23 protein-coding genes and 1 other RNA gene are annotated in these 25,794 nt (G+C 64.7%); 9 read left to right on the top strand and 15 right to left on the bottom strand.

Features of this window, described 5'->3' with window-relative positions; genetic code table 11:
- Positions 1 to 79: 79 nt before the first annotated feature.
- Positions 80 to 2,062: a transketolase gene (gene tkt / locus DFR48_RS15930; protein WP_114364205.1), complete on the bottom strand. Its 1,983-nt coding sequence runs from the start codon at positions 2,060 to 2,062 to the stop codon at positions 80 to 82.
- A gap of 343 nt (positions 2,063 to 2,405) precedes the next feature.
- On the opposite strand from tkt, the gene DFR48_RS15925 reads away from it, so the two are divergent.
- The 3 genes from DFR48_RS15925 (at position 2,406) to ssrS (ending at position 3,329) form a co-directional block, all read left to right on the top strand.
- Complete coding sequence (locus DFR48_RS15925) at positions 2,406 to 2,678, top strand: DUF4164 domain-containing protein (protein WP_114364204.1); 273 nt, start codon at positions 2,406 to 2,408, stop codon at positions 2,676 to 2,678.
- Positions 2,679 to 2,717: 39 nt separating this feature from the next.
- Positions 2,718 to 3,104 carry a cell division protein ZapA gene (locus tag DFR48_RS15920; protein ID WP_114364203.1) on the top strand — a complete coding sequence of 129 codons (387 nt, stop codon included), beginning with the start codon at positions 2,718 to 2,720 and terminating at the stop codon, positions 3,102 to 3,104.
- Positions 3,105 to 3,168: 64 nt separating this feature from the next.
- Positions 3,169 to 3,329: non-coding RNA, 6S RNA (gene ssrS, locus DFR48_RS15915), on the top strand.
- Positions 3,330 to 3,422: 93 nt separating this feature from the next.
- On the opposite strand, the gene DFR48_RS15910 is transcribed toward ssrS, so the two are convergent.
- The 3 genes from DFR48_RS15910 to DFR48_RS15900 form a co-directional block, all read right to left on the bottom strand.
- Positions 3,423 to 3,902, bottom strand: coding sequence for an Imm8 family immunity protein (locus DFR48_RS15910; RefSeq protein ID WP_114364202.1), 480 nt, complete (start codon positions 3,900 to 3,902; stop codon positions 3,423 to 3,425).
- A gap of 149 nt (positions 3,903 to 4,051) precedes the next feature.
- Positions 4,052 to 4,555 (bottom strand): ankyrin repeat domain-containing protein, encoded by a 504-nt coding sequence (locus DFR48_RS15905; RefSeq protein ID WP_114364201.1) that lies wholly within the window; start codon positions 4,553 to 4,555, stop codon positions 4,052 to 4,054.
- A 272-nt stretch (positions 4,556 to 4,827) separates the two neighbouring features.
- On the bottom strand, positions 4,828 to 6,834 hold the full coding sequence (locus DFR48_RS15900) for a methyl-accepting chemotaxis protein (RefSeq protein WP_114364200.1): 2,007 nt from the start codon (positions 6,832 to 6,834) through the stop codon (positions 4,828 to 4,830).
- Between the two features lie 257 nt (positions 6,835 to 7,091).
- On the opposite strand from DFR48_RS15900, the gene DFR48_RS15895 reads away from it, so the two are divergent.
- Positions 7,092 to 7,730, top strand: a complete 639-nt coding sequence (locus DFR48_RS15895; protein WP_114364199.1) for an FMN-binding negative transcriptional regulator — start codon at positions 7,092 to 7,094, stop codon at positions 7,728 to 7,730.
- 4 nt (positions 7,731 to 7,734) lie between these two features.
- Here DFR48_RS15895 and DFR48_RS15890 read toward each other — a convergent pair whose 3' ends face one another.
- A complete protein-coding gene (locus tag DFR48_RS15890; protein ID WP_114364198.1) occupies positions 7,735 to 8,979 on the bottom strand; it encodes an SAM-dependent methyltransferase in 1,245 nt (414 codons plus the stop codon).
- A 153-nt stretch (positions 8,980 to 9,132) separates the two neighbouring features.
- On the opposite strand from DFR48_RS15890, the gene DFR48_RS22100 reads away from it, so the two are divergent.
- The 3 genes from DFR48_RS22100 to DFR48_RS15880 all read left to right on the top strand — a co-directional run bounded on the left by DFR48_RS22100 (position 9,133) and on the right by DFR48_RS15880 (position 11,474).
- Positions 9,133 to 9,708, top strand: coding sequence for a 5-formyltetrahydrofolate cyclo-ligase (locus DFR48_RS22100; protein ID WP_210206005.1), 576 nt, complete (start codon positions 9,133 to 9,135; stop codon positions 9,706 to 9,708).
- A gap of 18 nt (positions 9,709 to 9,726) precedes the next feature.
- A complete protein-coding gene (locus DFR48_RS22095) occupies positions 9,727 to 10,551 on the top strand; it encodes a TIGR00282 family metallophosphoesterase (RefSeq protein ID WP_210206004.1) in 825 nt (274 codons plus the stop codon).
- 101 nt (positions 10,552 to 10,652) lie between these two features.
- Positions 10,653 to 11,474 carry an MBL fold metallo-hydrolase gene (locus tag DFR48_RS15880; protein WP_245415633.1) on the top strand — a complete coding sequence of 274 codons (822 nt, stop codon included), beginning with the start codon at positions 10,653 to 10,655 and terminating at the stop codon, positions 11,472 to 11,474.
- Positions 11,475 to 11,482: 8 nt separating this feature from the next.
- Here DFR48_RS15880 and DFR48_RS15875 read toward each other — a convergent pair whose 3' ends face one another.
- Both DFR48_RS15875 and DFR48_RS15870 read right to left on the bottom strand, forming a co-directional pair.
- Positions 11,483 to 12,814: a GAF domain-containing protein gene (locus DFR48_RS15875; RefSeq protein WP_114364197.1), complete on the bottom strand. Its 1,332-nt coding sequence runs from the start codon at positions 12,812 to 12,814 to the stop codon at positions 11,483 to 11,485.
- Positions 12,811 to 13,278, bottom strand: coding sequence for a pyridoxamine 5'-phosphate oxidase family protein (locus DFR48_RS15870; protein ID WP_245415632.1), 468 nt, complete (start codon positions 13,276 to 13,278; stop codon positions 12,811 to 12,813). The genes DFR48_RS15875 and DFR48_RS15870 overlap by 4 nt, the downstream gene beginning before the upstream one ends.
- A 139-nt stretch (positions 13,279 to 13,417) precedes the next feature.
- Between DFR48_RS15870 and DFR48_RS15865 the strand changes: the two genes are divergently transcribed.
- Together DFR48_RS15865 and DFR48_RS15860 are read left to right on the top strand one after the other, a co-directional pair.
- The gene (locus DFR48_RS15865) at positions 13,418 to 14,956 is read left to right on the top strand and encodes a flavin-containing monooxygenase (RefSeq protein ID WP_245415631.1); all 1,539 of its coding nucleotides are present in this window, start codon (positions 13,418 to 13,420) and stop codon (positions 14,954 to 14,956) included.
- 149 nt (positions 14,957 to 15,105) lie between these two features.
- A complete protein-coding gene (locus tag DFR48_RS15860; RefSeq protein ID WP_114364195.1) occupies positions 15,106 to 15,852 on the top strand; it encodes a YebC/PmpR family DNA-binding transcriptional regulator in 747 nt (248 codons plus the stop codon).
- Positions 15,853 to 16,056: 204 nt separating this feature from the next.
- Here DFR48_RS15860 and glmM read toward each other — a convergent pair whose 3' ends face one another.
- The 8 genes from glmM to tolR form a co-directional block, all read right to left on the bottom strand.
- Entirely contained in the window at positions 16,057 to 17,412 is a 1,356-nt protein-coding gene (gene glmM / locus DFR48_RS15855; RefSeq protein ID WP_114364194.1) for a phosphoglucosamine mutase, read from the bottom strand.
- Between the two features lie 238 nt (positions 17,413 to 17,650).
- Complete coding sequence (ftsH, locus tag DFR48_RS15850) at positions 17,651 to 19,588, bottom strand: ATP-dependent zinc metalloprotease FtsH (RefSeq protein ID WP_114364193.1); 1,938 nt, start codon at positions 19,586 to 19,588, stop codon at positions 17,651 to 17,653.
- Between the two features lie 125 nt (positions 19,589 to 19,713).
- Positions 19,714 to 21,042, bottom strand: a complete 1,329-nt coding sequence (gene tilS / locus DFR48_RS15845) for a tRNA lysidine(34) synthetase TilS (protein WP_114364192.1) — start codon at positions 21,040 to 21,042, stop codon at positions 19,714 to 19,716.
- Between the two features lie 13 nt (positions 21,043 to 21,055).
- The gene (ybgF, locus tag DFR48_RS15840; protein ID WP_114364191.1) at positions 21,056 to 22,027 is read right to left on the bottom strand and encodes a tol-pal system protein YbgF; all 972 of its coding nucleotides are present in this window, start codon (positions 22,025 to 22,027) and stop codon (positions 21,056 to 21,058) included.
- Between the two features lie 166 nt (positions 22,028 to 22,193).
- Positions 22,194 to 22,730 (bottom strand): peptidoglycan-associated lipoprotein Pal, encoded by a 537-nt coding sequence (gene pal / locus DFR48_RS15835; RefSeq protein WP_114364190.1) that lies wholly within the window; start codon positions 22,728 to 22,730, stop codon positions 22,194 to 22,196.
- 157 nt (positions 22,731 to 22,887) lie between these two features.
- Entirely contained in the window at positions 22,888 to 24,195 is a 1,308-nt protein-coding gene (gene tolB / locus DFR48_RS15830; protein ID WP_114364189.1) for a Tol-Pal system beta propeller repeat protein TolB, read from the bottom strand.
- A 21-nt stretch (positions 24,196 to 24,216) separates the two neighbouring features.
- Entirely contained in the window at positions 24,217 to 25,323 is a 1,107-nt protein-coding gene (gene tolA / locus DFR48_RS15825) for a cell envelope integrity protein TolA (RefSeq protein ID WP_114364188.1), read from the bottom strand.
- Positions 25,324 to 25,332: 9 nt separating this feature from the next.
- Complete coding sequence (gene tolR / locus DFR48_RS15820; protein ID WP_114364187.1) at positions 25,333 to 25,791, bottom strand: protein TolR; 459 nt, start codon at positions 25,789 to 25,791, stop codon at positions 25,333 to 25,335.
- Positions 25,792 to 25,794: the final 3 nt, after the last annotated feature.

Here is a 25,794-nt window from a genome sequence, read left to right as displayed (position 1 = left end):
GGCGTTCACTCCCCTGTAGAAAAGAATTCGAAACTAATGGATCGCAGGGCGTTGGCAATCGCCCTGCGACAATTTGACGTTAGCCAAGCCGGGCTTCGGCGGCGGCAACCACGGCTTCGGCGGTGATGCCGAAGTGCTTGTAGAGCTCCTTGTACGGGCCGGAGGCGCCGAAGGAGGACATGCCGATGAAGACGCCGTCGGAGCCGATGATGGCGTCCCAGCCCTGACGGATGCCGGCTTCGACGCCGATCTTCACCGGCGCATTGCCGATGATCGCCTCGCGGTAGGCTTCCGGCTGTTCGGCGAAGAGCTCGAAGCAGGGGACCGAGACGACGCGGGCGGGGATGCCCTTGCCGGTCAGTTCGGCCTGGGCCTTCAGCGCGATCTCGACTTCCGAGCCTGAGGCGAAGATCGAGACCTTCGCGTCGCTTGCCGATACGAGTTCGTAGGCGCCGCTGGCGCAGAGGTTCTTCTCTTCATACTCCGTGCGCGCCGCGACGAGGTTCTGGCGCGTCAACGCCAGGCCCGACGGGCGGTGCTTCTGTTCGAGCGCGATCTGCCAGCACTCGGCCGTCTCGGTCGCATCCGCCGGACGGAACATCAGCAGGTTCGGAATGGCGCGCAGCGCCGCCATGTGCTCGACCGGCTGATGGGTCGGGCCGTCTTCGCCGAGACCGATCGAGTCGTGGGTGAGCACGTGGATGACGCGGATGCCCATGAGGGCGGCAAGGCGGATCGACGGACGGCAGTAGTCCGAGAAGATCAGGAAGCCACCGGAATAGGGGATCAGGCCGCCGTGCAGCGCGATGCCGTTCATGGCGGCGGCCATGCCGTGCTCGCGGATGCCGTAATGGATGTAGCGGCCGGAGAAGTCGGTCGGGGTGATCGACTTGGTCTGGCTGGTCTTGGTGTTGTTCGAACCGGTCAGGTCGGCGGAGCCGCCGATCGTTTCCGAAAGCACGCCGTTGATGACTTCGAGCGCGTCCTCGGAGGCCTTGCGGGTCGCGACCGTCGGCTTCGTTTCGGCGAGCTTCTTCTTGTAGGCGTCGATCGTCGCGTCGAAATTGCCCGGCAGGTCGCCGGCGAAGCGTCGGGTGAATTCCGCCCGCTTGTCGGCATCCGCCGCGGCGAGGCGTTCCTCCCAGTCCTTGCGGGCCTTGGTGGAGCGCAGGCCGGCGAGACGCCAGGCGTCGAGTACGTCGGCGGGGATGGTGAAGGCTTCCTCGCCCCAGCCGAGCGCCTTGCGGGCGGCGGCGATCTCGTCGGCGCCGAGCGGCGAGCCGTGGACCTTGTGGGTGCCGGCCTTGTTCGGCGCGCCGTAGCCGATCACGGTCTTGCAGGCGATCATCGTCGGCTTGTCGGACTTGCGGGCTTCCTCGAGCGCCGCGGCGATCGCTTCCGGATCATGGCCGTCGACGGAAAGCGTGTTCCAGCCCGAGGCGCGGAAGCGCGCGTGCTGGTCGGTCGAGTCGGCAAGCGAGATCGCGCCGTCGATCGAGATGCCGTTGTCGTCCCAGAGAACGATGAGCTTGTTGAGCTTCAGGTGGCCGGCGAGTGTGATCGCTTCCTGGCTGATGCCTTCCATGAGGCAGCCGTCGCCGGCGATCACGTAGGTATAGTGTTCCATCAGTTCGGCGCCGAACTCGGTGGCGAGCTTCTTTTCGGCGATCGCCATGCCGACGGCGTTGGCAATCCCCTGGCCGAGCGGCCCGGTCGTCGTCTCGATGCCTGAGGCGTGGCCGTATTCCGGGTGGCCGGCGGTCTTCGCACCCAGCTGGCGGAACTGCTTGATGTCCTCGATGGTCATGTCCTCGTAGCCGGTCAGATAGAGGAGGCTATAGAGGAGCATGGAGCCGTGGCCGGCGGAAAGCACGAAGCGGTCGCGGTCGGGCCAGAGCGGGTTCTTCGGATCGAACTTCAGGAAGCGGGTAAAGAGGACGGTCGCGACGTCGGCGGTTCCCATCGGCATGCCGGGGTGGCCGGAATTGGCCTTCTCGACTGCGTCCATGGCAAGAAATCGGATCGCATTTGCCATCCGGTTGTGTTTTTCGGGAGAAATCATCGTTTTTCCGCTTGTTCCGAGTCACTGGGGATGTCCGCACCTGCCGCGGACCGCCTGAAGGCGGGTGATCCATAGCAGGTGAGGCGCGCGAGTCAATAAATCCGCAGGGTCTGCGGTTCCGATCCGCCGAGATTTCGCCTTGCCGGAACATGGTCGGTGCGCCGTGCCGGGCGGGTTCGGTTGTCGTTCGCGCGGCATTTCTGCCTCGTCCACAGGATAGGCGAATCCGTGCCTCTCCGGTTTTATTGACGGGTGGCAACACAAGCGAATACTGTCGAAGAAACACGATGGCGGGCTTCGGTGTCCGATTCGGTGGACTTTTTTCGGAAGGCCGGGACAAGCAATGTCGACGGACAACACGGTTGAGGCGGCGCTCGGCGCCCTGCGACAGGCGATTTCGGGCCTGGAGAACGCCGTCGACATGCGTTTCGAGGCCCAGCGCGAGAACGCAGAGGTCGAAAGCGAGGTCAAGCGCGTCCATGCCGACCGCGCCCGGCTCGCCCAGGAACTCGACCAGTCGGAGTTTCGCGCCAACCGGCTCGAGGAAGTCAATCGCGAGGTATCGCGGCGGCTGGTGACGGCGATGGAAACGATACGGGCCGTGCTCGACCGCTGACGGTCGACGGATGCGTGGTCTCGGTATGCGGAAGGGCATATGGCACAGGTAACGGTGACAATCGACGGGAAAGCCTACCGCATGGCCTGCGAGGAGGGCCAGGAGGCGCATCTCGTCGAGCTTGCGACCCGGTTCGACAACTACGTCTCGCATCTGAAGTCGCAATTCGGCGAGATCGGCGATCTGCGGATCACCGTCATGGCCGGGATCATGGTGATGGACGAGCTTTCGGAGACGAACCGCAAGCTCGCCGAGATGGAGCGCGAGCTTGCGAGCCTGCGCGAGGGCCGCGATACGGCGGCCGCGGGAAACCAGCGCAAGGAAGAACTGCTCGCCGCGACCATCACTGAGCTCGCGGAGCGGCTCAATTCGATCACCCGCAAGCTGACGGCGCGCCCATCGAGCGCGGCGGCGCAGGAAAGCTGAGTCCCGGACCTTTTTGACAAGGTGACCACTGGCGCGGCGGGGCATTTCACCTTATATCAGGGATCGCGGTCTGCGCCTCACGACAGGAAACCACAATCCCTGGGGCCATACTCGATCCAGAGGGAGCTGTCCCTGGCCAGGCCCGTGGGCTTGGACACACGGCGCCCACCTACTTTTGTAGGCGCCCAGGATCGTAAAAACTCCATCGGTTGCCGTGGATCGCACTTTTTCTCGGAAGAACGATGGTTGGCGGCCGAACCGCGATGGGATGGATGCAAACTGGTCTGGTCATGACCGGAACAACCGATCGAACTTATCCTAGCGAAACTCGCTCGTTCGCTCATACTCCCAAGCGAAGCGCTTTCTGAGTTCAACAAGGCTTTCCTCCCACGTCGACCGCTCGCATTTCCTCAAGATATTGAGAAAGCTGGACAGCACATCTCTCCAGTCAAAGACATCGACAAACAGCCATGCACTGGATCGGCGGGGCAGATGAGATCTGAGGTCGTTGGTGACGACATGGACGTGGAAATCGTCGGCTCCTGGGTTGTCATCCCAACCGATGGTAAGACACATGGTCAGCGCTACGCTTCTCGGGTTGACGGGTTCCCATTGTTGAAGACGCTCGACCGGGTCGAGCATATCCACACCGGCCTCTATCTCTTCTTGCGTATAGCCATCGCGAATCCGGCTCTCGGCAACGTTACCTAGGTTCGAAGCCGCTATGCTCCGCAGGGACAGTCGCTCAGGCAGAGGGATCTTGGCAATTTCAAGCCATTTTTCGTTCGCCTGTGCCATTGTCCGCTCCCGACGTTACTGCGTCTTTGATGTTGTTTTAGGCTTCACAATGATGGTGATGAGGGTTCAGCCCGAACGTCCGCTTCCTCCATCCAACTCGATCACTCCGCCTCGATGAGTCCACGGCGCAGATTGAGCGCAGTCCTATCTCATTTACTCTCGATGGCGGCGTCTGCTCCACTCTCGATCAGCAAGCGCGCGATGTCTCCATGACCCGAATTGGCCGCGTACATGAGAGCGGTCTGGCCGGTGCTGTCTTGTTCGTCCACGCGAGCGCCCCAACGGATTAGTCTCCGGGCTAGGAATTCGTTTCCCTCGCCCGCCGCCAGCATCAAAAGGGTGTAGCCGGAAGTTGTCGTCTGGTTCACATCTGCTCCATAGAAATGCAGCAAGTCGACGAGGCCGAATGCCATCGGTTTCGGGCATCCGGTATTGTCGATCGCCAGGAACATTGCCCTGCCATCATAAGGCCATGCGGAATCAGTCGAGTCCGGCAGGTCGCCCGCGTGAAGCCTTCTGAAAGCACCGACAACGTTGCCCGCGCAGACGGCCTCGGCCAGGCTCTGCGGATATTGCCATGATTTGGTGAAATAGCCGAAGGCTGCGACCATCAGGATGGCGGCCAGAACAGTTGCTCGCAGCAGAGTTCTCAACACTTAATCTAGCCACCCGACCCGCGCGTTGTTTTTGGCTCCATTGATCCCTCCGCAGTCCGTGAGAATGAACCAGACATACTGTGCAGCGTGAGAAGAACCGGTCGCTGTTCTATCTCACTGGAATTGAAGCAGCAAACCCGCCGGGGTTGACGGGAGAAATCCTGCCGCGTCAAATGCCGGCCGACCGCAGCATTCGAGGATCGCCCCATTCATGTACCAGCCGCCGCGATCATTCGCGACGGCTTTGTGCTTGTGGATGCCCGAACTGGTCAGAATTCTTCCCAGCTGTCCTGCGATGTCGCCGGAGCGGTGTTGCCGCCGCCGAAAGCCTTGGCGAGGCTTCCGACCATCTTGCGCGCCGGAGAGGCGACCGGTCGTGCCTGGGCCGACGCCGGACGTGGGGTCGCGGCGCGCGGCGCCTGCCCGACGGACTGATAGGCGGGAGCGCTCACGCCGCGGTCGCTCATGCGGAACTGCGAGACGAGGCCGGCGAGACTGCGTGCACTGTCGGCGAGACGGTGCGTGACTGCCGTCGCCTCCTCTACCATTGCCGCATTCTTCTGCGTGAACTGGTCCATATGGTTGACGGAGCTGTTGATCTCGTTGAGCGCGGTTGATTGCTCGCGGGACGCGGAGGCGATCGCGGAGATATGCTCGTTGATCACCGCCACCTGGTTCGAGATCTCGCCGAGCGCCGCACCCGTCTGCTGCACGAGCGACACGCCACCGGCGACCGCTTCGCCGGATCTGTTGATCAGGACCTTGATGTCCTTCGCGGCGTTGGCGGAACGCTGAGCCAGTTCGCGGACCTCCTGCGCGACGACGGCAAACCCCTTGCCGGCTTCACCTGCACGGGCCGCCTCGACACCGGCGTTGAGCGCCAGCAGGTTCGTCTGGAAAGCGATCTCGTCGATGACGTTGATGATCTTGGAGATTTCGCTCGACGCCTGCTCGATGCGGCCCATGGCTTCGATGGCATCGGAGACGACCTTGCTGGAGTTTTCGGTGCTCTGGCGCGCCTTGATCGCCATGTTTGCCGCGTCGTCGGCCTTGGCCGAAGAGCCGCGGACGGTCGAGGTGATCTCCTCTAGCGCGGCCGAGGTTTCTTCGAGCGATGCCGCCTGCTGTTCGGTCCGCTTCGACAGGTCGTCGGTCGCGGAGCGCATCTCTGCGGAGCTCGCCTCGATGCCAGCGGTTTCGGCCCGCAGTTCCGCCATGGTACCGGCGAGCTTTTCGACCGAATTGTTGAAATCGACGCGGAGCCTGTCAAGGTTGCCGGCAAAGGAGCGTTCGATGCGGACCGTCAGGTCGCCGTCGCTCAGTTTCTGAAGAGAACCGGCGAGAACTTCGATGGCGTCCTGAACGGCGCGCGCGTCTTCGACCTTGGCCAGTTCGCGTTCCTGGCGTTCGCGTTCGCTGCGGGCTGTGGCATCGGCAGCCTCGCGTTCGATCTCGATCTTCTGGATCGCGCTTTCACGGAACACGTTGATGGCGCGCGCAAGGGCGCCGATCTCGTTCTTGAGATCCTGATCCGGCACGGCGGCGTCGAGATGCCCGGAGGCGAGACTGTCGGCAACCGCGGTGAGGCGAGGCAGGGCACCGACGATACGGCGGACCAGCAGGGCGATGAGGGTTGCGGCGATCGCCAGAACGATCAGTGCCGTGATCCCGATCGCGTAAGTCATCTCGGCCGCGATGCTGTTGATCTCAGCTTTGCGGACACCGGCATAGAGGATGCCGAGAACGTCGCCGGTCGGCGAGAAGATCGGCTGGTAGATGGTGTAGTAGGGCGTTTCCAGGATCACGGCCTCGCCGCGATAGACCTGCCCCTTTGTCACGAAGGGATAGACGGCGCCCTTCTGGCCGAGTGCCGTGCCGACGGCACGGTTTCCGTCCGGCTTGATGATGTTGGTGGTACGGCGCCAGAAGTCCTTGCTCTGCGGATCCCAGGCGAAGATCGTCGCGGTCTGGCCGGTCATGCGGCCGATCGTGTCGATCATGGTGTGATCCGTAAAATCCGTCGGGATCGATTCCATCTCGATCCGCGCGACATTGCCGTCTTTCCCCCAGGTCACCTTGGTTCCGGGGAGATCGCGTTCGATGAAGGTGGCCGCCGTCCGCAGGCTGGCGTTCTGGCCGGCGATGGCCTGTTCCTGGATGCGGTTCTCGATGCTGTTGGAGATAACCCAGGAGACCGCGCCGAGCGACGCGACCAGGATGATCACCGTCGTCACGGTAATCGTTTTCGTGATGCCGAAGCGCGAAAAGATCTTCATGTAGACGTGCCCCTTGGAGGTTGGCTTTCACGTCAGTCTAAAGCCTTGGGGTTAACCCTTGGTTGTCCGGGCAAATCCAAAATGGAATTTGACGGATGCAAGAAAATGCGACGTGCGCGAGTTCCTTCTCGATCAAGGGGGCGGAGAGGTCTTCGGTCCCCTGTTTCGCGCCGCGGCTTCGCGGCAGGCGGTGGTCTTGACCCGCAATGACCCTGCTGCCTAATTGGGCCGTTCCGTCTGCACCCCGGAGAGTTCCCATGTACCAGCCGCCGCATCATCGCGAGGATCGTCGCGAGGTCCAGCATGCCCTGATCCGGAGCCATCCGCTCGGGCTTCTGATTTCGTCCGGAGAGGGTGGGCTTCTCGCCAATCCGATCCCCTTCCGGCTGGTGAAGACGGAGGAGGGGCTGGGCACGCTTCAGGCGCATATGGCGAAAGCCAATCCGCAATGGCGGGCGCTTTCCGGCGGCGCGGAGGTTCTCATCGTCTTCCAGGGCGCCGATCACTACATCACCCCGTCCTGGTACGAGACGAAGCGCGAGACCGGCAAGGTCGTGCCCACCTGGAACTATGCCATCGTCCAGGTGCGGGGCACGGTCCGGGTGATCGAGGACAGCCAGTGGCTGAGGGCACAGGTGGGCCGGCTGACCGACGGCCATGAAAGCAAACGCATGATCCCGTGGGCCGTCGGGGATGCGCCCGACGACTTCATCTCCGTCCAGCTGAAGGGCATTGTCGGCATCGAGGTGCAGATCACCGGCATCGAAGGCAAGTGGAAGGTTAGCCAGAACCGCAGCGAGGCCGATCGCCGCGGCGTTGCCGAAGGGCTCGAGGCCGACGGGAGCGACGCGGCCGGCGTGATGGCCGCCATGGTGCGCGAGTGGGGCGGCCTCTGAGCGGTCACACCCGCAGATCCAATTCCCTCTCACGTTCGATATAGGCGCGCTGCTTGTCGGTCACATAGTCCCGCACGATCGGCACCGCATCGCGCTTGCGCGACAGCTGCAGGTGGAAGACCATCTGGCTGCCGGCGCGGAACATCATCTCGCAACTGATCAGGTAGAATTCCCACATGCGGGCGAAGCGCTCGTCATACATGGCGACGACCTTGTCGCGGTTCGCCTCGAAGCGCCGGCACCAGTGGGCGAGCGTGGTCGCGTAATGCACGCGCAGAACTTCGATGTCGGTGACCCACAGGCTGTTCCGCTCGGTGACGGAGACCACTTCCGACAGGGCCGGCGAATAGCCGCCGGGGAAGATGTACTTGCGCAGCCACGGGCTCGTCGTGCCGGGCGGGCTCATGTGGCCGATCGAATGGATGAGGGCGACACCGTCGTCCGGCATCAGAGCGTTCAGCTTCCTGAAGAACTCGTCATAGTGCTGCACACCGACATGCTCGAACATGCCGACCGAGACGATACGGTCGAACGTTTCCGTCACATCGCGATAGTCTTTGAGTTCGAAGCGGACGCGGCCCGCAAGGCCGGCATCGGCGGCCCTCTTGGTCGCGAGCGCGTGCTGTTCCTTCGACAGCGTCACGCCGACGACCGAAACGTCCTCCAGCCGGGCGAGGTAGAGCGCGAGATCGCCCCAGCCGCAGCCGATATCGAGCACCTTCATGCCGGGCTTCAGGTTGAGCTTGGCCGCGAGCAGCCTCAGCTTGTTGCGCTGCGCCTGTTCCAGCGTCTCCTCCGGTTCGCGGAAGTAGGCGCAGGAATAGAGCATGTTCTCGTCGAGGAAGAGTTTGTAGAAGTCGTTGCCGAGATCGTAGTGGTGGGCGACGTTCTGCTGTGCCTGGCCCTTGCGGTTCGACTGCTCGCGCTTGCGGAACCGCATGCGCACGGCGCGGATGACCTTCTGGATCGGATAGGAGCCGAGCGACAGCCGGTTGATCGAAAACAGCATCAGGAAGTCGCGCAGTGTCGAACCCTCCTCGAACCGCATGGTGCCGTCCATGTAGGCTTCGCCGGCGACGAGCTCCGCCTTGAAGACGAGACTGCGGTAGAGCTTCGGATCGGTCAGCCGCATCGTCACCTGCGGGCCATCCTGCATGCCGCCGAAGACGTGCCGCTTGCCGTCGGCGTCGATGACCGTCAGCCGGCCCTTCTTGATGAATGACTTCAGCATATGGGAAAGCAGGAACATGCAGACCTCGCGCGCTGGCTGAAACGGTCTGCATGTTAGCGCATTCCTCAACCGTTGCGAGCGGCAATTATCGGTGCCACCGATGGGGCGGCAACGGCTTGCAAAGGCGCGCGCGCCGGCTAATGTGCCGCGACGGCAAGGCAGGAAGACGGAATGACGGGACAAGCGGCGATGAAGGCGCAGTTGCGCAAGGAACGGCTCGAATTGCGGGACCAGATCCCCACCGAGACGCGGATCGAATACAGCCTGGCGATCGCCGCTTTCGGAGAGGCGCTGGCGTTTGAGCCGGGAGCGATCGTTTCCGGCTTTTTCCCAATCCGATCGGAGGCCGACATCCGTCCGCTGATGGCGCGGCTGCGGGAGCGGGGCGCGCGTCTTTGCCTGCCGGTGGTGCTCGACCGTGAGACCATCGTCTTCCGCGAGCTCTTGCCCGCTGCCGAGCTCGTCTCGACCGGCTTCGGCACCCGCGGGCCGGGGCCGGAGGCGGCGGAACTCGATCCCGACATTCTCCTGGTGCCGCTTGCCGCCTTCGACGGCCGCGGCCATCGCATCGGCTACGGCGCCGGCCACTACGACCGTGCGATCGCGCGATTGCGGCAAAAAGGGCGTGATCCCCGGCTGATCGGCATTGCATTCGCCTGCCAGGAAGTGGCACATGTCCCCTTCGAACCGCACGACGTCCGGCTGGAAGCCGTGGTGACGGAGAATGGCTTGCGGACTTTTGGATGATGATGACTGGATACGTGAATGCGGTTGCTTTTTCTCGGTGACATGGTCGGCAAGACCGGACGGACGGCGGTCTGGGAGCGGCTTCCCGGCCTGATTTCCGACCTGAAGCTCGACTTCGTCGTGGTCAACGGCGAGAACGCCGCCGGCGGGTTCGGCATCACCGAGGACATCTACCTCGAAACCATCAATGCCGGCGCCGATGTCGTGACCACCGGCAACCACGTGTGGGACCAGAAGGAGGCCGTCTCCTTCTGTGAGCGCCACGACCAGTTCCTGCGGCCGGCCAACTATCCGTCGGGGACGCCGGGCAAGGGCTCGGGCGTCTTCTACGCCCGCAACGGCGCGCGCGTGCTCGTCGCCAACATCATGGGGCGGGTCTTCATGCATCCGGAGCTCGACGATCCCTTCACCTCGGCGGAGGCGATCCTGTCTGCCTGTCCGCTCGGCGAGCAGGCCGACGCCATCGTCTTCGATTTCCACGCCGAGGCGACCAGCGAGAAGCAGTGCTTCGGCCACTTCGTCGACGGTCGCGCGAGCTTCGTCGTCGGCACCCATACGCACGTGCCGACCGCCGACCACCAGATCCTGAACGGCGGCACCGCCTATATGTCGGATGCCGGCATGTGCGGCGATTACGACTCCTCGCTCGGCATGGACAAGGAAGAGCCGCTCAACCGCTTCATCTCGAAGATGCCGAAGGGGCGCTTCGAGGCGGCCCACGGTCCGGCGACGATCTGCGGCGTCGGCGTCGAGATTTCCGACCGGACGGGCCTCGCCGAGAGGATTGCGCCGCTCAGGATCGGGCCGCGGCTCACCGAGACGATCCCGGACTTCTGGCGGTAAGCCCGCTGCGGCGGCTCTAACGCAAATGTGAGCCTCTCCGGCTTTACCGCGCCGCCGTCCTGTCCCATCCTGCACCATCGGATGGATGGTGCGGGGCCGGCATGATGCTGCGACTTGTCATAGCGTTCATTTCCCTGATCCTTGCCGCGGGCGCCGCCGGCGCCGGGGAAGAGCGCTCGCCGGTCAGCGAATGCCAGCTTGTCGCCGATGCCCTGCCGAAGGCTAGTTTCGTGCGCTTCGATGCTTCCCCCTCGCTCCAGTTGGCCGCTGCCGACCGCGACGTGACGATCACCTATCTCGGCCATTCGACCTTCCTCATCAAGACGCCCGGCGGGATCTCGATCGCGACGGACTATAACGGCTGGCTGCGCTCGCCGCGCCTGCCGGACGTGGTGACGATGAACAAGGCGCATTCGAGCCACTACACGCTCGCGCCGGACCCGGCGATCGCCAACGTCCTGCACGGATGGAGCGACACGCCCGGCGAAAAGGCGGTGCATCGCGTCGTGGTCGGCGACGCCTATATCCGCAACGTCTCCACCGACATCCGCAGCTTCGGCGGCTTCGAGGTGAACGGCAATTCGATCTTCATCTTCGAGGTCGCGGGGCTCTGCATCGGCCATCTCGGGCACCTGCACCACGAGCTGACGGACGGGCACTTCGCCGAGATCGGGCGGCTCGACGTCGTCATGGTTCCCGTCGACGGCGGTCTCACCATGGGCGCCGACAGCATGAGCCGGACGGTGAAGCGGCTCCGCTCGGCCTTGGTCCTGCCGATGCATCGCCGCGGTCCGCCGATTTCCGATTTCCTCGCGATGTTCGACCAGAGCTTCGACTGGAAAATTTCCGACAACGCCGCCGTCACCGTCTCCATGGCCACGCTGCCGCAAAAGCCGCTGATCCTCGTGTTGAAGGGCGTCTGAGGCTCGCTCTACCGGCGAGTAAGGCGAACCTCGCCCTCGACGGCCAGCCCGATCTTGCCGCGGCCGAGCTGCAGGAGGCGGATCGGCAGGTGTTTCTCGTCGAGCCGTCGCCGCAGCAGCAGAAGTCGGGTTTCGAGGTTGTCCTTGTAGTCGGGCAGGCGGAGGCTCGTGTCGAGACGGATCTCGCGATTGGTGAACTCCCGGCGACCGCCGTCGAGATACTGGCCGAGCATGTGTACCAGCAGCCGCCCGGCGACGCCCTTGATCACATAATCGCCGTTGATGAAGACGCTGTCGTCGAAGGGGTGATGGGCGACATCGATCCGGCTGCCGCCGGCGGCAGGTGCCGCATCGGCCGGGAAGGCGGCCTCCGGGTCGAAGGACATGCGTTCGCAGAGTGCGAGCGACACCGCCGCCTGCCGGGCGACGATCGAGAGCGCTGCCTCGTCCTCGCGGGTGAAAGCGAGACGCCTCCCGCTCTCGACGAAGAGGACGCCCTCGACATGTCCCTGGACGACGAGCGGCACGGCGATCTGGCTCATCGCCTCGGCCATGCCCGGCAGCACGATCTCGCGCGTGCGGTTTTCGTCCGGCGAGGAGTGGCGAACCGCCGAACCAAAGCGGCGGATGCGGCTCATGTCGCTGACCTTGACGATCCTGCCGCTCGCCGCCGCCGATCCGATCAAGCCCTCACCGAACGGCACCTCGGCACCGATGCCCGAGGGCACATAGCCGGTGCTGCCGATCGCGGTGATCTGCGCCTTCTCGCCATAGCTCTGGAAGAGGAGCGCATGGTCGAAGCCGAGATGCCCGGCGATTCCGCCGAGCAGGGCGTCGACCACACCGCCCGCATCCGTCGCCGCGGCGATGGCCGCGACTATTCTCTCCGCCGCGGCAAGCCGGTCCGGCCGCATGCGCGCGGAAGCGGCGGCCACTTCGACCGGCGAGGGGACGGCTTCGATGGCGACGACACGGAAGACGTCGACGCAGCGCAGCCGCATGACGTCGCTTAAGCCCACCTGCGCGCCGCCGGCGGCGACCTCCTGCGCAAGCCGGTCGAAGAGGACCCCTTCCTCCAGCGTGTAGGCGAAGGCGAGATGCAGGCGGGACTGCGCGCCCGTCAGGCCGTCGACCACGACGAGGGTCGCTTTCGGGTTGAGGCGGATGTTGGCGGCGGTCTTGGCGAAGAACTGGTTGGAGAGCGCCACGTGTTCGTCATCGACCATCGACACGTGGGAGAGATAGGAAATGTTCGGTACGCCTTCGGCGTCGGCGGTGGCGATGATCGAGGGAATGACGCCCTCGAAACACGCTTCGAGGTCGCGAAGGGTCATCGTCATGTCGTCGCACTCCGGAGCTTCGAGCCGGCCTTCGCACCCGGCGTCTGCACGAAGACCGAGGCGACGTCGACCGTCACCAGCCGCGCGTCGCGGTGAGTGAGCCAGGGGGCGATGATGTCCGGCGCAATCCCGAGGCGCATCAGCGCGGAGACCATGGCGACCATGTAGCGTTCCGAGCGCTCGATCTCGTCCGCGGCGGCCTCCCGCACCTCCGCCCTGCCCTTGATCTGGTAGGTCACATAGTCGGAGGGGCGCGAGAAGGTTGCGGCAATCATTCCGTTGTCCTGCAGGTTGGCGACCGTGCCGGGCCACTGCCAGGCGGAGACGACGATCGCCATCCGGCGCCCGTCGAGCGGCCATGCGCCGACGCCGCGGCCGACCTCCGGGCGACGGTCGGCATCGGCCGTCCCGATGATCTGCATCACCGGGCTTTCGATGAAGGCCGCCAGTTCGTGGTCCAGCATGAAATCTCTCCTCTTTCGACATGCATAGCGCAGCAGGAGAAGTTTTAGGATTCCCCCCGCCCGGCTTAGCAAGCTTTTAGGAAACGGCCGCCGTCGAAGCGCCTATTAGCAAGGCTCCCAGCGATTGAAGGAGAGCAAAGTGCAACAGCAAACGACAGTGATGCCCGACAATTGTGTCGCCGTGATCGGCGCCGGACCGGGCGGACTTGCCGCGGCGAAGTGGCTCGCGGCCCACGGGCTCGAGCCGGTCATCTTCGAGGCGTCCGCCCGGTTGGGCGGCCAGTGGAACTCGACCTCCGCGACGAGTGCCGTCTGGCCGGGGATGCGCACCAACACCAGCCGGATCATGACCGCCTTTTCTGATCTCGACCACGCGCCCGGCAGCGCGACCTATCTCACCCAGGACGAGATGCTCGACTATCTCGAGCGCTATGCCTTCGTCTCGGGACTGTTGCCGACGCTGCGGCTGTCGACACGGGTGGAGAGCCTCGAACCTGCGGCCGGCGGCAGCTGGCTCATCCGCTCGGCGAGCGGCGGACGCGAGCGCTCGGAAGTCTTCCGGCGGGTCGTGGTGGCGACTGGCCGCTGCGGTACGCCGTCCGTCCCCGAGATCGAGGGGCTTTCCCGCTTTTCCGGATCGCTCGGTGCCATCCACTCCGCCCAGTATAACGGCGTCGAACGCTATCGCGGCCGCCATGTGCTCGTCGCCGGCTGCTCCATCAGTGCGCTCGAAATCGCCTCGGAGCTCGCCTATGGCGGCGCGCGGGTCACGGTCGCCAATCGCCGCCAGCGCTATGTCCTGCCGAAACTGATTTCCGGTGTGCCGACCGAGCACGTCATGTTCAATCGTGCCGCAGCGCTTCTCGGCGGTGTGCTGCCGCCGCCGGAGCTCGCCGCGGGGCTGCGGGCCAAGGTGCTCGCCGTCGCCGGCAATCCGGCCCAGTTTGGCGCGCCGGCCCCCGACGACGACATCTTCGCGGCGGGCGTCACCCAGTCGCAGCAGTTCCTGCCGGCGGTGGCGGAGGGGCGCATCGCGGTCATGCCGTGGATCGAGGAGATCGACGGTAACCGCGTCCTGTTCCGCGGCGGACGCCGGGGCGAGTTCGACGGCATCATTCTCGGGACCGGCTATCGCCTGTCTCTGCCCTTCCTCGATGCCGCGACGGCCGCGACGCTCGGCCTCGATGACGTCCACATGGACCTCCACGACCAGACCTTCCACCCCGACCTGCCGGGACTGGCCTTCCTCGGCCTCTACGATCTCGTCGGCCCCTATCTGCCGGTGCTGGAGCTACAGGCACGTTGGATCAGCTATTGTTTCGCCGGGATCGTGCCGATGCCGTCGCAGGCGGAGATGGCGGAAGGTGTCGCGCGGGCGAAGGCCATGCGGGCCGGGTCCCCGTCACTGCCGATGCATGTCGCCGCGCTCGGCTTCGCGCGCAATGCCGGGGTCGAGCCGGACCTTTCCGCGCGGCCGGATCTCGAGCGGGCGCTGCTCTTCGGTCCGCTTTCGGCGGTCTCCTTCCGCCTCGACGGCACGGATGCGCTCCCCGACGGGGTCGGGCGGGCGCGGGGTGCTGCCGCCGCCTTCGGCGCCGTCTCCCACCCCGCCTTCACGGCGGAGGAGCAGGCAATCCGCGGGCTCGTGCGGCGAGAGGCATTGTCGCCCGTCGCCTGATCCTCAGGGGGCCGCCGCCGGGCGGCCCCCTCGCAACTGCCCGCCGCCCGAACGGCCCCCATGGCGGAAATGGCCCTGCCGCACTTGAACCGGGCGGTTTTCGCTCTTATAAGGCGCCATTCCCAACAATAAGTGTGATCAGGGGTGCCATGGCTGGCCATTCACAGTTCAAAAACATCATGCACCGCAAGGGCCGTCAGGATGCCGTGCGGTCGAAAATGTTCTCCAAGCTCGCGCGCGAAATCACCGTTGCCGCAAAGACCGGTCTGCCCGATCCGACGATGAATGCGGCGCTTCGCCTGGCTGTTCAGAACGCCAAGGCGCAGTCGATGCCGAAGGACAACATCGAACGCGCGATCAAGAAGGCATCGGGCGCCGATGCCGAAACCTATGACGCGATCCGATACGAGGGCTATGGTCCGGGTGGCGTTGCCGTCATCGTCGAGACCCTGACCGACAACCGCAACCGCACCGCCTCTTCCGTGCGCTCCACCTTCTCCAAGGCCGGCGGCGCGCTCGGCGAAACCGGCTCGGTTTCCTTCTCTTTCGACCATGTCGGTGAAATCACCTACAAGCTTTCCGTCGGCGATGCCGACAAGGTGATGGAAGCGGCGATCGAGGCCGGTGCCGAAGACGTCGTCACCGACGAGGACGGCCACACGATCTACTGCGGCTTCGAGGACATCAACGAAGTCTCGAAGGCGCTGGAAACCGCCCTCGGCGAAGCCGAATCCGTCAAGGCGATCTGGAAGCCGCAGAACACGATCGAAGTCGACGAGGAGAAGGCGCAGTCGCTGATGAAGCTCATCGACACGCTGGAAGACGACGACGACGTGCAGAACGTCTACTCGAACTTCGAAGTTTCCGACGAGGTCATGGCCAAGCTCTCGGCCTGATCGTCGAGTCACCACATAAAAGAGGCCCGGTTGCTCGCGCAGCCGGGCCTTTTCTTGTCCAGGAATGGAGATGCGCCCGTCACCCGTCCCCTCTCCCCGCTCGCGGGGAGAGGGGACGGAGACCTTGCGGCATTTGGCCTTCTCCCCGCTTGCGGGGAGAAGGTGCCGGCAGGCGGATGAGGGGCTGAATGCCCGAGACGAGAACTACGCCGCTGCGCCGCGCGCGCTGCCGATCACGCCGACGAGGTCGTTGACGATGCGCTCGATCTGGCCGCGGTCGTCGCCTTCCGCCATCACGCGGATCAGCGGTTCGGTGCCGGAGGGGCGGATCACCAAGCGGCCGTTCTTGGCGAGCTCACTTTCGGCGTCGGCAATCGCCTGCTTCACCGTCTTGTCCTCGAGCGGCTTGCCGCCGGAGATACGAACGTTGCGCAGGAGCTGCGGTACGGGATCGAAGCGGTGGCAGATTTCGCTCACCGTCTTGCCGGTGCGCTTGACGCAGGCGAGAATCTGCAGCGCCGCAATGGTGCCGTCGCCGGTGGTGCCGAAGTCGGAGAGCACGATGTGGCCCGACTGCTCGCCGCCCACATTGTAGTCGTGCTGGCGCATGTATTCGACGACATAGCGGTCGCCGACCTTGGTGCGGGCGAGGCTCAACCCCTTGCCGTTGAGGAAGCGTTCGAGCCCGAGATTGGACATCACCGTGGCGACGATGCCGCTGCCCTTCAGGGTCTGGTCGTTGGCCCAGGTCTCGGCAATCACCGCCATCAGCTGGTCGCCGTCGACGATGGCGCCGTTCTCGTCGACGATGATGACGCGGTCGGCGTCACCGTCGAGCGCGATGCCAATGTCGGCGCGCACCTCATGGACCTTCTTCTGCAGGGCGGAAGGATGGGTCGAGCCGCAATCGAGATTGATGTTGGTGCCGTTCGGCTCGTTGCCGATGGTGATCACCTCGGCGCCGAGTTCCCAGAGCGCGGCGGGCGCCACCTTGTAGGCGGCGCCATTGGCGCAGTCGATGGCGATCCTGAGGCCGTGCAGGGTGACGTCACGGGGCAGGGTACGCTTGACGAACTCGATATAGCGATAGATGTCGCCGTCGACGCGCTTGGCGCGGCCGATCTCCTTCGCCGGCGCGAGCTGCGCATAGATGTCCTTGTCCAGCAGATCCTCGATCTGCTGTTCGATTTCGTCGGAAAGCTTGTAGCCGTCCGGGCCGAAGAGCTTGATGCCGTTGTCGGCGAAGGGATTGTGCGAGGCGGAGATCATGACGCCGATATCGGCGCGCAGCGAGCGGGTCAGCATGGCGACCGCGGGGGTCGGGATCGGTCCGAGCAGGAAGACGTCGAGGCCGGCGGCGGTGAATCCCGCGACGAGGGCGTTCTCGAGCATGTAGCCGGAAAGGCGCGTATCCTTGCCGATCACCACGCGGTGCCGGTGATGGCCGCGGCGAAAGATCGTGCCGACGGCAATGCCGACCCGCATGGCGAGATCCGGTGTCATCGGAAAGATGTTGGACTGTCCGCGGATACCGTCCGTACCGAAATAGCGACGTGACATGTGTACTCCCGAAAATGCGTTGGCGGCGCCGCGCGCGGTCTCAGGTTCCGCCTCGCGGCTGCGCGCAGACGGGGCACGAGGGCGCGGCACCCTCTCGGGCTGCTCATGCCACAAAACGCGCGAAACGGCACGTAAATTCGCGTCAATGTCCAATATATCCTGTTACCGGAAACGAAAAGGACCGCCGGTCTTTCGAGCGGCGGTCCCGTGTTCCTGCAGCTGTGCCTGCGGGGAGGGGTCAGTGCGGCTGGGGTTCCAGACCGCCCTCGGGCTCTCCGCCCTTGGCGCCCGTGTCCTTCTTGACGCCGGTCGTTGGAACGGCCGAGCCGCGGCTCGGCGGCGTGTCGTCGCCGAGGTCACGGGCGGGCTTTTCGCCCTTCAAGAGCGCCTTGATCTCGTCGCCGGACAGCGTTTCGTATTCCAGCAGGCCCTCGGCCAGCGCGACGAATTCGTCGTGCTGCTCGGTGAGGATGCGGTGGGCTTCCGCATAGGCCTCGTTGATCAGGCGGCGTACTTCGTTGTCGATCTTCTGAGCGGTCGATTCCGAGACGTTGCGGCTCTGTGAAACGGAGTGGCCGAGGAAGACTTCCTGCTGGTTCTCGCCGTAGGCGACCTGGCCGAGTTCGTCGGAAAAGCCCCACTGCGTGACCATGGCGCGGGCGAGCTTGGTCGCCTGCTCGATGTCGGAGGCGGCGCCGGAAGTGATGTTCTCCTTGCCGAAGGTGATCTCCTCGGCGACGCGGCCGCCCATCATGATCGCGAGCCGCGAGACCATCCACTTGTAGCTCATCGAGTAGCGGTCGCCCTCGGGGAGCTGCATGACCATGCCGAGGGCACGGCCGCGCGGAATGATCGTCGCCTTGTGCAGCGGATCGGCGACCGGCACGTTGAGGGCGAGGATGGCGTGACCCGCCTCGTGATACGCGGTCAGCTTCTTTTCGGCCTCGGTCATGGCGGACGAGCGGCGTTCCGCACCCATCATGATCTTGTCCTTGGCGTCCTCGAACTCCTGCATCGTGACGACGCGCTTGTTGCGACGCGCCGCCATCAGCGCCGCCTCGTTGACGAGGTTCATGAGGTCGGCGCCGGAGAAGCCGGGCGTGCCGCGGGCGAGCACCTTGAGGTCGACGTTCGGCGCCAGCGGAACGTTGCGGGCGTGAACCTTCAGGATGCGTTCGCGGCCGACGATGTCCGGGTTCGGCACGACGACCTGGCGGTCGAAGCGGCCCGGACGCAGGAGTGCGGGATCGAGAACGTCGGGACGGTTGGTCGCCGCGATCAGGATGATGCCTTCGTTGGCTTCGAAACCGTCCATCTCGACGAGCAACTGGTTGAGCGTCTGTTCGCGCTCGTCGTTACCGCCGCCGAGGCCTGCACCACGATGGCGGCCGACGGCGTCGATTTCGTCGATGAAGATGATGCAGGGCGCGTTCTTCTTGGCCTGCTCGAACATGTCGCGGACGCGGCTTGCGCCGACGCCGACGAACATCTCGACGAAGTCGGAGCCGGAAATGGTGAAGAAGGGCACGTTGGCCTCGCCGGCGATGGCGCGGGCGAGCAGCGTCTTACCGGTACCGGGAGGGCCGACCAGCAGCACGCCGCGGGGAATGCGCCCGCCGAGGCGCTGGAACTTCTGCGGGTCGCGGAGGAATTCGACGATTTCCTCGAGGTCCTGCTTGGCCTCGTCGACACCGGCGACGTCATCGAAGGTCACGCGGCCGTGGGCCTCGGTCAAAAGCTTCGCCTTGGACTTGCCGAAGCCCATGGCGCCGCGCGATCCGCCCTGCATCTGCCGCATGAAGAACAGCCAGACGCCGAGGATCAGGAGCATCGGGAGAAGCGTGCCGAGATAGCTCAGGAAGCCGGACGAACCATCGGTCTCGGGCCGGGCGACGATCATGACGTTCTTCGACTGCAGCTTTTCGAGCAGCATGTCATCGATGACCGGTGCATAGGTCTGGAAGGCCGTGCCGTTCTCGACATAGGTGCCGGCGACGCGATTGCCGGTGACGGTGACGTCACGGACGCGGCCGGAATCGACCTCACGCAGGAACTGCGAATACGGGATTTCGCGCGAGCTGGTCTGAGACGGTGACGTCTGGAACATGCTGAAGAGAGCGATCAACAGCAAGGCGATGATGGCCCACAGCGCGAAATTACGAAAATTTGGGTTCATTGAACTCCCCGAACAGAAACAGCCTGCATTGCCTGCGGCCGGTATGATTACCCGTTAACATAGGATTGCGGTGCCGCCTTGCCAAGGAAAACCGATGTCACGAATGCGTTTTCCGTCAACAAGACCTAAATCGGCGCAACAGGATACCGGGATCTGCCGAAGAGTTCGGCAAGAACCTCGGCGACGGCGAGATCGAAAACCGGCAGAAAATGATCGAAGGGGGCGAGCACCGGCTCGACCGACAGGGTCTCCACTTTGGCGGCCGCGACGGGCGCACCGCCCTCCGGGGAGATGACATGCGGCAGAACCCGCGCCCGGTGACGCGCAAGCGTGCGGGGGACAGACCGGTCATCGTCGCCGACCGGCAGGTTCGGCCCGGGACCGATACGGACCTCCTCTGCGCCGCCATTCGTAACAAGGAAGCGGTCGTCCCAGAGAGCGGTTCTCCCTGGAGCGAGCGTCAACTGCGGCAGGCTGCGGTCCTCCCGCATCAGATAGAGGCCGTCGCTCCGCTTCCAGACAAGCGTGCGCGCAACCGTCATGCGACCGTGTCCGGGCGCAAGCGCGAAGGCGGCGACCCGGGCCATCTGGTCGCCTGCCGGCAGGTACGGTCGGCCGCCGAGGACGGCGAGCAGGAAGGCCAGCGCATGGCGCAGCACCGCCGGTTCGGCTTCGAGCGCTTCGGGCGCGAGCCGGACGATGGTCTCGTGCCGGACCGTTGCAGTGGCGTGCAGAAGGCCTGCCGCCGCGCCGGAGAGGCGGGTGCGGCCGATCGCGGCGTCTGGGTCGAAGGCCGGCGGCGTCCCCTCGATCGCCATGCGGGTGCGGACGCGCTCATAGGCGGGGTTGAGATTGCTCGGGTCATCGATCCAGCCGAAGCCGTTCCGTGTCAGGAAGGCACGGATCGCCACGCGCCGGACGGCGAGGAAGGGGCGCACGATCCAGAGCCGGCGGTCGTAGAGGGTGGCCGGGGCCATGCCGGCAAGACCGTGGGGTGAGGGCGCGCGTGCCGTGCGCATGGCGATCGTCTCCGCCTGGTCGTCGGCAGTGTGGCCGGTCACGAGAAGATCGGCGCGAAGCTCGGCGGCGACATCGGCGAGGAGATGGTAGCGGGCTTCCCGCGCGGCGGCGGAAATGCCGGTCGAGGGCTTCTCTCCGCGCCAGCGGCGGGTTTCGTGCGGAATGCCGAGGTCGCGGCAGAATTCGGCGACGCGTGCTGCTTCGCCGGAAGATTCCGGCCTCAGCGCATGGTCGATCGTCGCGGCGAGAAGGGTGTGGGTGTGTGCGCCTGCGGCGATGGCCTGATGCAGGGCAAGGAGAAGGCCGGTGGAATCGCTGCCGCCGGAGATCGCGACCAGGATGCGGGAGGGCTTTGCGAGCGACCTCAGGACATCCGAAACGGCGTCTTCGGGCGAGGTCTCTGCTTGGAGCAGGGTGTCTGCAGGCGCGTCCATCGCGACGGCCGCGTCAGCAGCTCAGGCGCTTCTGTTCGGTCGCAACCTTGTTGACCACGGCGCGCGAGGCCTTCGGATAGCGGCGCGTCACTTCCTTGAGGGTGGCGCAGGCGGTCTCGGTGTTGTCGAGGGCGGCGAGCGACATACCGAGCTTCAGCAGCATTTCCGGCGCCTTCGGCGACGAGCTGTAGGCCTGGTGCGCGTTCAGGAACGTCTTGGCGGACTCGTTGTACTTGCCCTGCGAATACTGTGCTTCGCCCAGCCAGAAGTGAGCATCGGCGGCCTTGCGGCTCTGCGGATAGCGGCTCAGGAAATCGTTGAATTCGTTCTCGGCGAGGCCGTAGTCGCCGGAAAGCACATGGCCGTAGGCACTCTGGTAGACGTCGGACTCGCTGCCGAGCGAGGCGACTTGCGCCGAGCCCGTGCCGGCGGGCGTTTCGACGCCGGGCAGGTTCGTGCCGCCTTGCGCGCTGGTGTTGATCGATGCGGAGACGGGCATGCCGCTCGAATCGAGCTCGATCGAGCCGAGGGTCTGTTCCGGCGTGCCGAGCTGTGCGCCCGAGGGGTCCCCGGCGGATGCCGGGGGCTCGGTGGTGATGACGCGGGCGACCTCGTCCTGCTGCGCGCCGCTCTTGACCGGGGCGTCGAGTGCCCCGCTCTTGGTCGACTTCGATTTTTCCAGTTCCTGGAAGCGGAACTCGTTGTCTTCCTGGAACTTGCGGATCTGCTCCTGCATCTGCAGGAGCTGGTAGCTCATTTCCTCGACCCGGCCGTTCAAGGTGCGGATCTCTTCTTCGAGCTGGAGTACGCGAACGGAGGCGTCGTTGCTCTGGGCGAGCACGACCGGCCGCCGCGCATTGGTGCTCGCCGGTGCCTGCGCCGCCGACGAACCGATACCCGGCATAAGCTGCATGGAGCTCGCGGTGCCGTACAGTCCCCCCAGCGAGACCGTCGCGAGCATCGCGGCCATGGCAAGTCGTTTCATGTCAAGTTTCCTGTTTCGATCTGATCCTCGCGCACGCCGGCGCGGACAGCCGATTCTTTCCAATCGCGGGTAAAAAGCAACCGAAGTTCGGCCAAAGTATGGAGAAAAGACTGAAGGCGGCCCCCTTGCGGGAGTCGCCTTCGATAATCGGTCGGAATGCTTGTTCTCAGAGGCCGGCGCCGCCGCCGAGCACGGTGACCGCGCGGCGGTTCTGCGACCAGCAGGAGATATCGTCGCAGACGGCGACCGGACGTTCCTTGCCGTAGGAGATGGTCTTCATGCGGTTCGCCGGAACGCCGCGCGAGGCGAGGTAGTCGCGGGTCGTGGCGGCACGGCGGGCGCCGAGTGCCAGGTTGTATTCGCGGGTGCCGCGTTCGTCGGCATGGCCTTCGATGGTGATCGCGTACTGCGGATACTTCATCAGCCACTGGGCCTGGCGGTCGAGCGTCTGCTGGGCGTCGGCACGGATCGACGAGCTGTCGGTGTCGAAGAAGATGCGGTCGCCGACGTTCACGGTGAAGTCCTGCTGCGAACCGGGGGTGCCCGCTCCGCCCGCGCCGAGGCCGAGGTCGGAGGCGCTGTTCGGAAGGTTCTTCTTCGAGGCGCAGCCGGCGAGGGCAAGCGTGAGGGCCAGCGCGACGATGGCGGGATTGCTCGCGAGTTTCTGCATGCGGCTCGTGGCCGGAACGTAAGTACGGCTCATCGCCGGTCTCTCCTTGAATGTCTTCGGTTAGGGTTGCCGGACTCTAACCGTTCTAGGTTAACCGGCATCGAAGGAACATGGTTAGCAAAGTCCTAAAGAACCGCTGAAAGTGCCTGATTTGCAGCACTTTGCGGCAAGAAAGAGGCGCAATTGCGCCTCATTCGAGGAGAGGCGACCAGGCCGGGTCCGAGGCGTAGGTCGGCGTCGGGATCATCTGCTCGTTGTAGCCGGTGAGGTCGATCGAGTAGAGCTGCGGCCCGCCGGCGCCGGCGGCCTGACGGAAGAACATGATGACGCGGCCGTTCGGCGCCCAGGTCGGGCCCTCGTTGTGGAAGCCGGTCGTCAGGATGCGTTCGCCGGAACCGTCGGGCTTCATCACGCCGATCGAGAACTTGCCGCCCGACTGCTTGGTGAAGGCGATGAGGTCGCCGCGCGGCGACCAGACCGGCGTCGAATAGGAGCCGTCGCCGAAGGAGATGCGGTTCTGGCCGGAGCCGTCCGCATTCATGACGTAGAGCTGCTGGCGGCCGCCACGGTCGCTTTCGAAGACGATCCGCGCCCCGTCCGGGGAATAGGACGGCGAGGTGTCGATCGCCGCGGTGTTGGTGAGCCTCGTCGTCGTGCGCGAGCGCAGGTCCATCGTGTAGATGTTGGCGTTGCCGTCCTGCTGCAGGCTCATGATGACCCGCTGGCCGTCGGGCGAGAAGCGCGGGCTGAAGGTCATGCCGGGGAAGTTGCCGACGACCTCGCGCTGCCCGGTTTCGAGCTGCAGGAGGTAGACGCGCGGCTGCTGGCCTTCGAAGGACATGTAGGTCACTTCCTGGCGGCTCGGCGAGAAGCGCGGCGTCAGCACGATGTCCTTGGTGTTGGTGAGCATGCGGACGTTGGCGCCGTCCTGGTCCATGATCGCGAGCTGGCGCTTGCGGTCGGCCTTGGTGCCGCTTTCGGAAACGAAGACGACGCGGGTGTCGAAGTAGCCCTTCTCGCCGGTGATGCGCTCATAGATCGCGTCGGCGATGATGTGGGCGACACGGCGCCAGTTCTCCGGCTGGGTGAAGAACTGCTGGCCCGTCATCTGCTGGCCGGCGAAGGTGTCCCACAGGCGGAACTCGGCGCGAAGACGACCGTCGCCTTCCTTGTTGATCCGGCCGACGACGAGCGCCTGGGCGTTGACGACCTTCCAGTCCTCGAAGCGCGGAGCCTTGTCCGGGTTGGAGACCTTTTCGATGAAGGCCTGGCGGTTGACCGGGGCGAACAGCCCCGAGCGTTTCAGGTCCGCCTCGATTACCTGGGATATCCGGGCGCCGATGTCGTCACCCGACACGAAGTCGGTGACCGCGATCGGCAGCGGTTCGACATTGCCCTTGTTGATGTTGATCTCGACGAGCGCGTTCGCCGGCGTCGCGAAGGCGCCGGCAAGGCCGACGATCACCGCCAGATATCGAAGAAGATTGAGCTTCATCATTCGTTTCAGGCCTTTAGCTTTTTACATCATTTCGCTGGGGTCGAAGTTCACGATGACCTCCGACCAGGCGTCATATTTGTCGGGTGGAAGATTGGTGAAGGGCGCCGAGCGCAGGACCGCACGCCGTGCACTCGCCATCATGACCTGCTGCGTGGAGGCTTCGCCGCCGCTGGCGGTGACCTCCGGATCTCCGATCAGGTTGCCGGATTCATCGAGCCGGAACTTCACCCGGATGACCATGCCCTCCATTCCGGCGAGGCCGGGAATGAAAGACCAGTTGTTCTGGATCACGCCTTTGAGGGCGTCCATCTCGCTCTGGCTGAGCTTCGAGCCGCCGGTGGTCTTCTTGCCGCCGAACGCTGCCTTGTCCTGGGACGCCTTGGCGCCGCCGGCCGTCGGATCGTTCTTGTTCAAGAGGGCTGCGATCTCGTCGGCGTTGAAATCGCTTTCTTTCGACGACTTGGATTTCGCCGACTCCTGGTTCTTGTCGGCCTTCTTCTTGTCCGGAGCCTTCGCCGTCTGGGTCTCGGCCGGCTTTTTCTCGGCCGGTTTCTCGGCGGGCTTCGGCTTTTCCGGTTTCGGCTTTGCGGCCGGCAGAGGCACGCTTTCCGGCAGCGGGATTTCTTCGGCCGCCGTTTCCTCAGGCTTGGCTTCCGGCTTCGCTTCTGGTGCCGGCTCGGGCTTCGCCTCGCTCGGCGGCTCGGCCTTGGCGACTTCGGTCGAAGGATTGGTCGCCGTGTCTTCCTTGATGATGTCCTGGACGTCGTTGGTCACGTCGTCCTGCTTCGGCTGGACCTTCTCGACCTTTTCCGGCGCGGCGGAGGATTCGGCATTGTTCGGCTTGGCGTTCGGGGTCGGCACCGATTTCAGGTCGACCTTGTTGTCGCCGAGGTTTTCGGCGTTCTCGACCGAGGCCGGCTTCTGGGTCGGGACGGGGGCGGACTTCTCGGCGACCGGAGCCTTCTTGTCGCCTTGCTGGATCTGCGTGATCTCCTCGATCGGCACGATGTCGACCGGCAGCGCCTCGACGTCGGCGACGTCGAAGGACTGAGGCGCGCTGATGGTGACCAGCGCCAAGACCAGCGCCAGCACATGCAGGACGGCCGATGTGATGAGACTGCCTTTCATAGCGTCCGATCACTTTTCCTGTTCTTGCAGCGTCACGAGGCCGATGTTCTTGTAACCGGCCGCGGAAATGCGGGCCATCACCTTCATCACGGTGCCGTAGGCGGCGGCAGTGTCGCCGCGCACGTAGATGCGTTCGTTGTAGCCGGTGGTGGCGATTGCCTGCAGCTTGGCGACGACCTCGTCGATCGCGATCGGGGTTTCCTGCAGGTAGACCTCGCCCGCCGGGTTGACCGAAATGGTGATCGGCTGGGTGTCGGCGTTCATCGCCTTCGCCTGGGTTTCCGGCAGGTCGATCGGCACGCCGACCGTCATCATCGGCGCAGCCACCATGAAGATGATCAGCAACACGAGCATGACGTCGACGAGCGGCGTCACGTTGATGTCGCTCATCGGCTTCTTCTTGCCGCCGCCACGACGCGAGCCGCGGCGACCGCCGCCACCGCCATTCGATCCAACAGACATTGCCATCGG

The sequence above is a fragment of the Ciceribacter lividus genome, from assembly GCF_003337715.1.
GTDB classification, from domain to species: Bacteria; Pseudomonadota; Alphaproteobacteria; order Rhizobiales; family Rhizobiaceae; genus Allorhizobium; species Allorhizobium lividum.
Note: the sequence above shows the minus strand (reverse complement) of the source record. Positions and strands in the feature narration are given on the sequence as shown.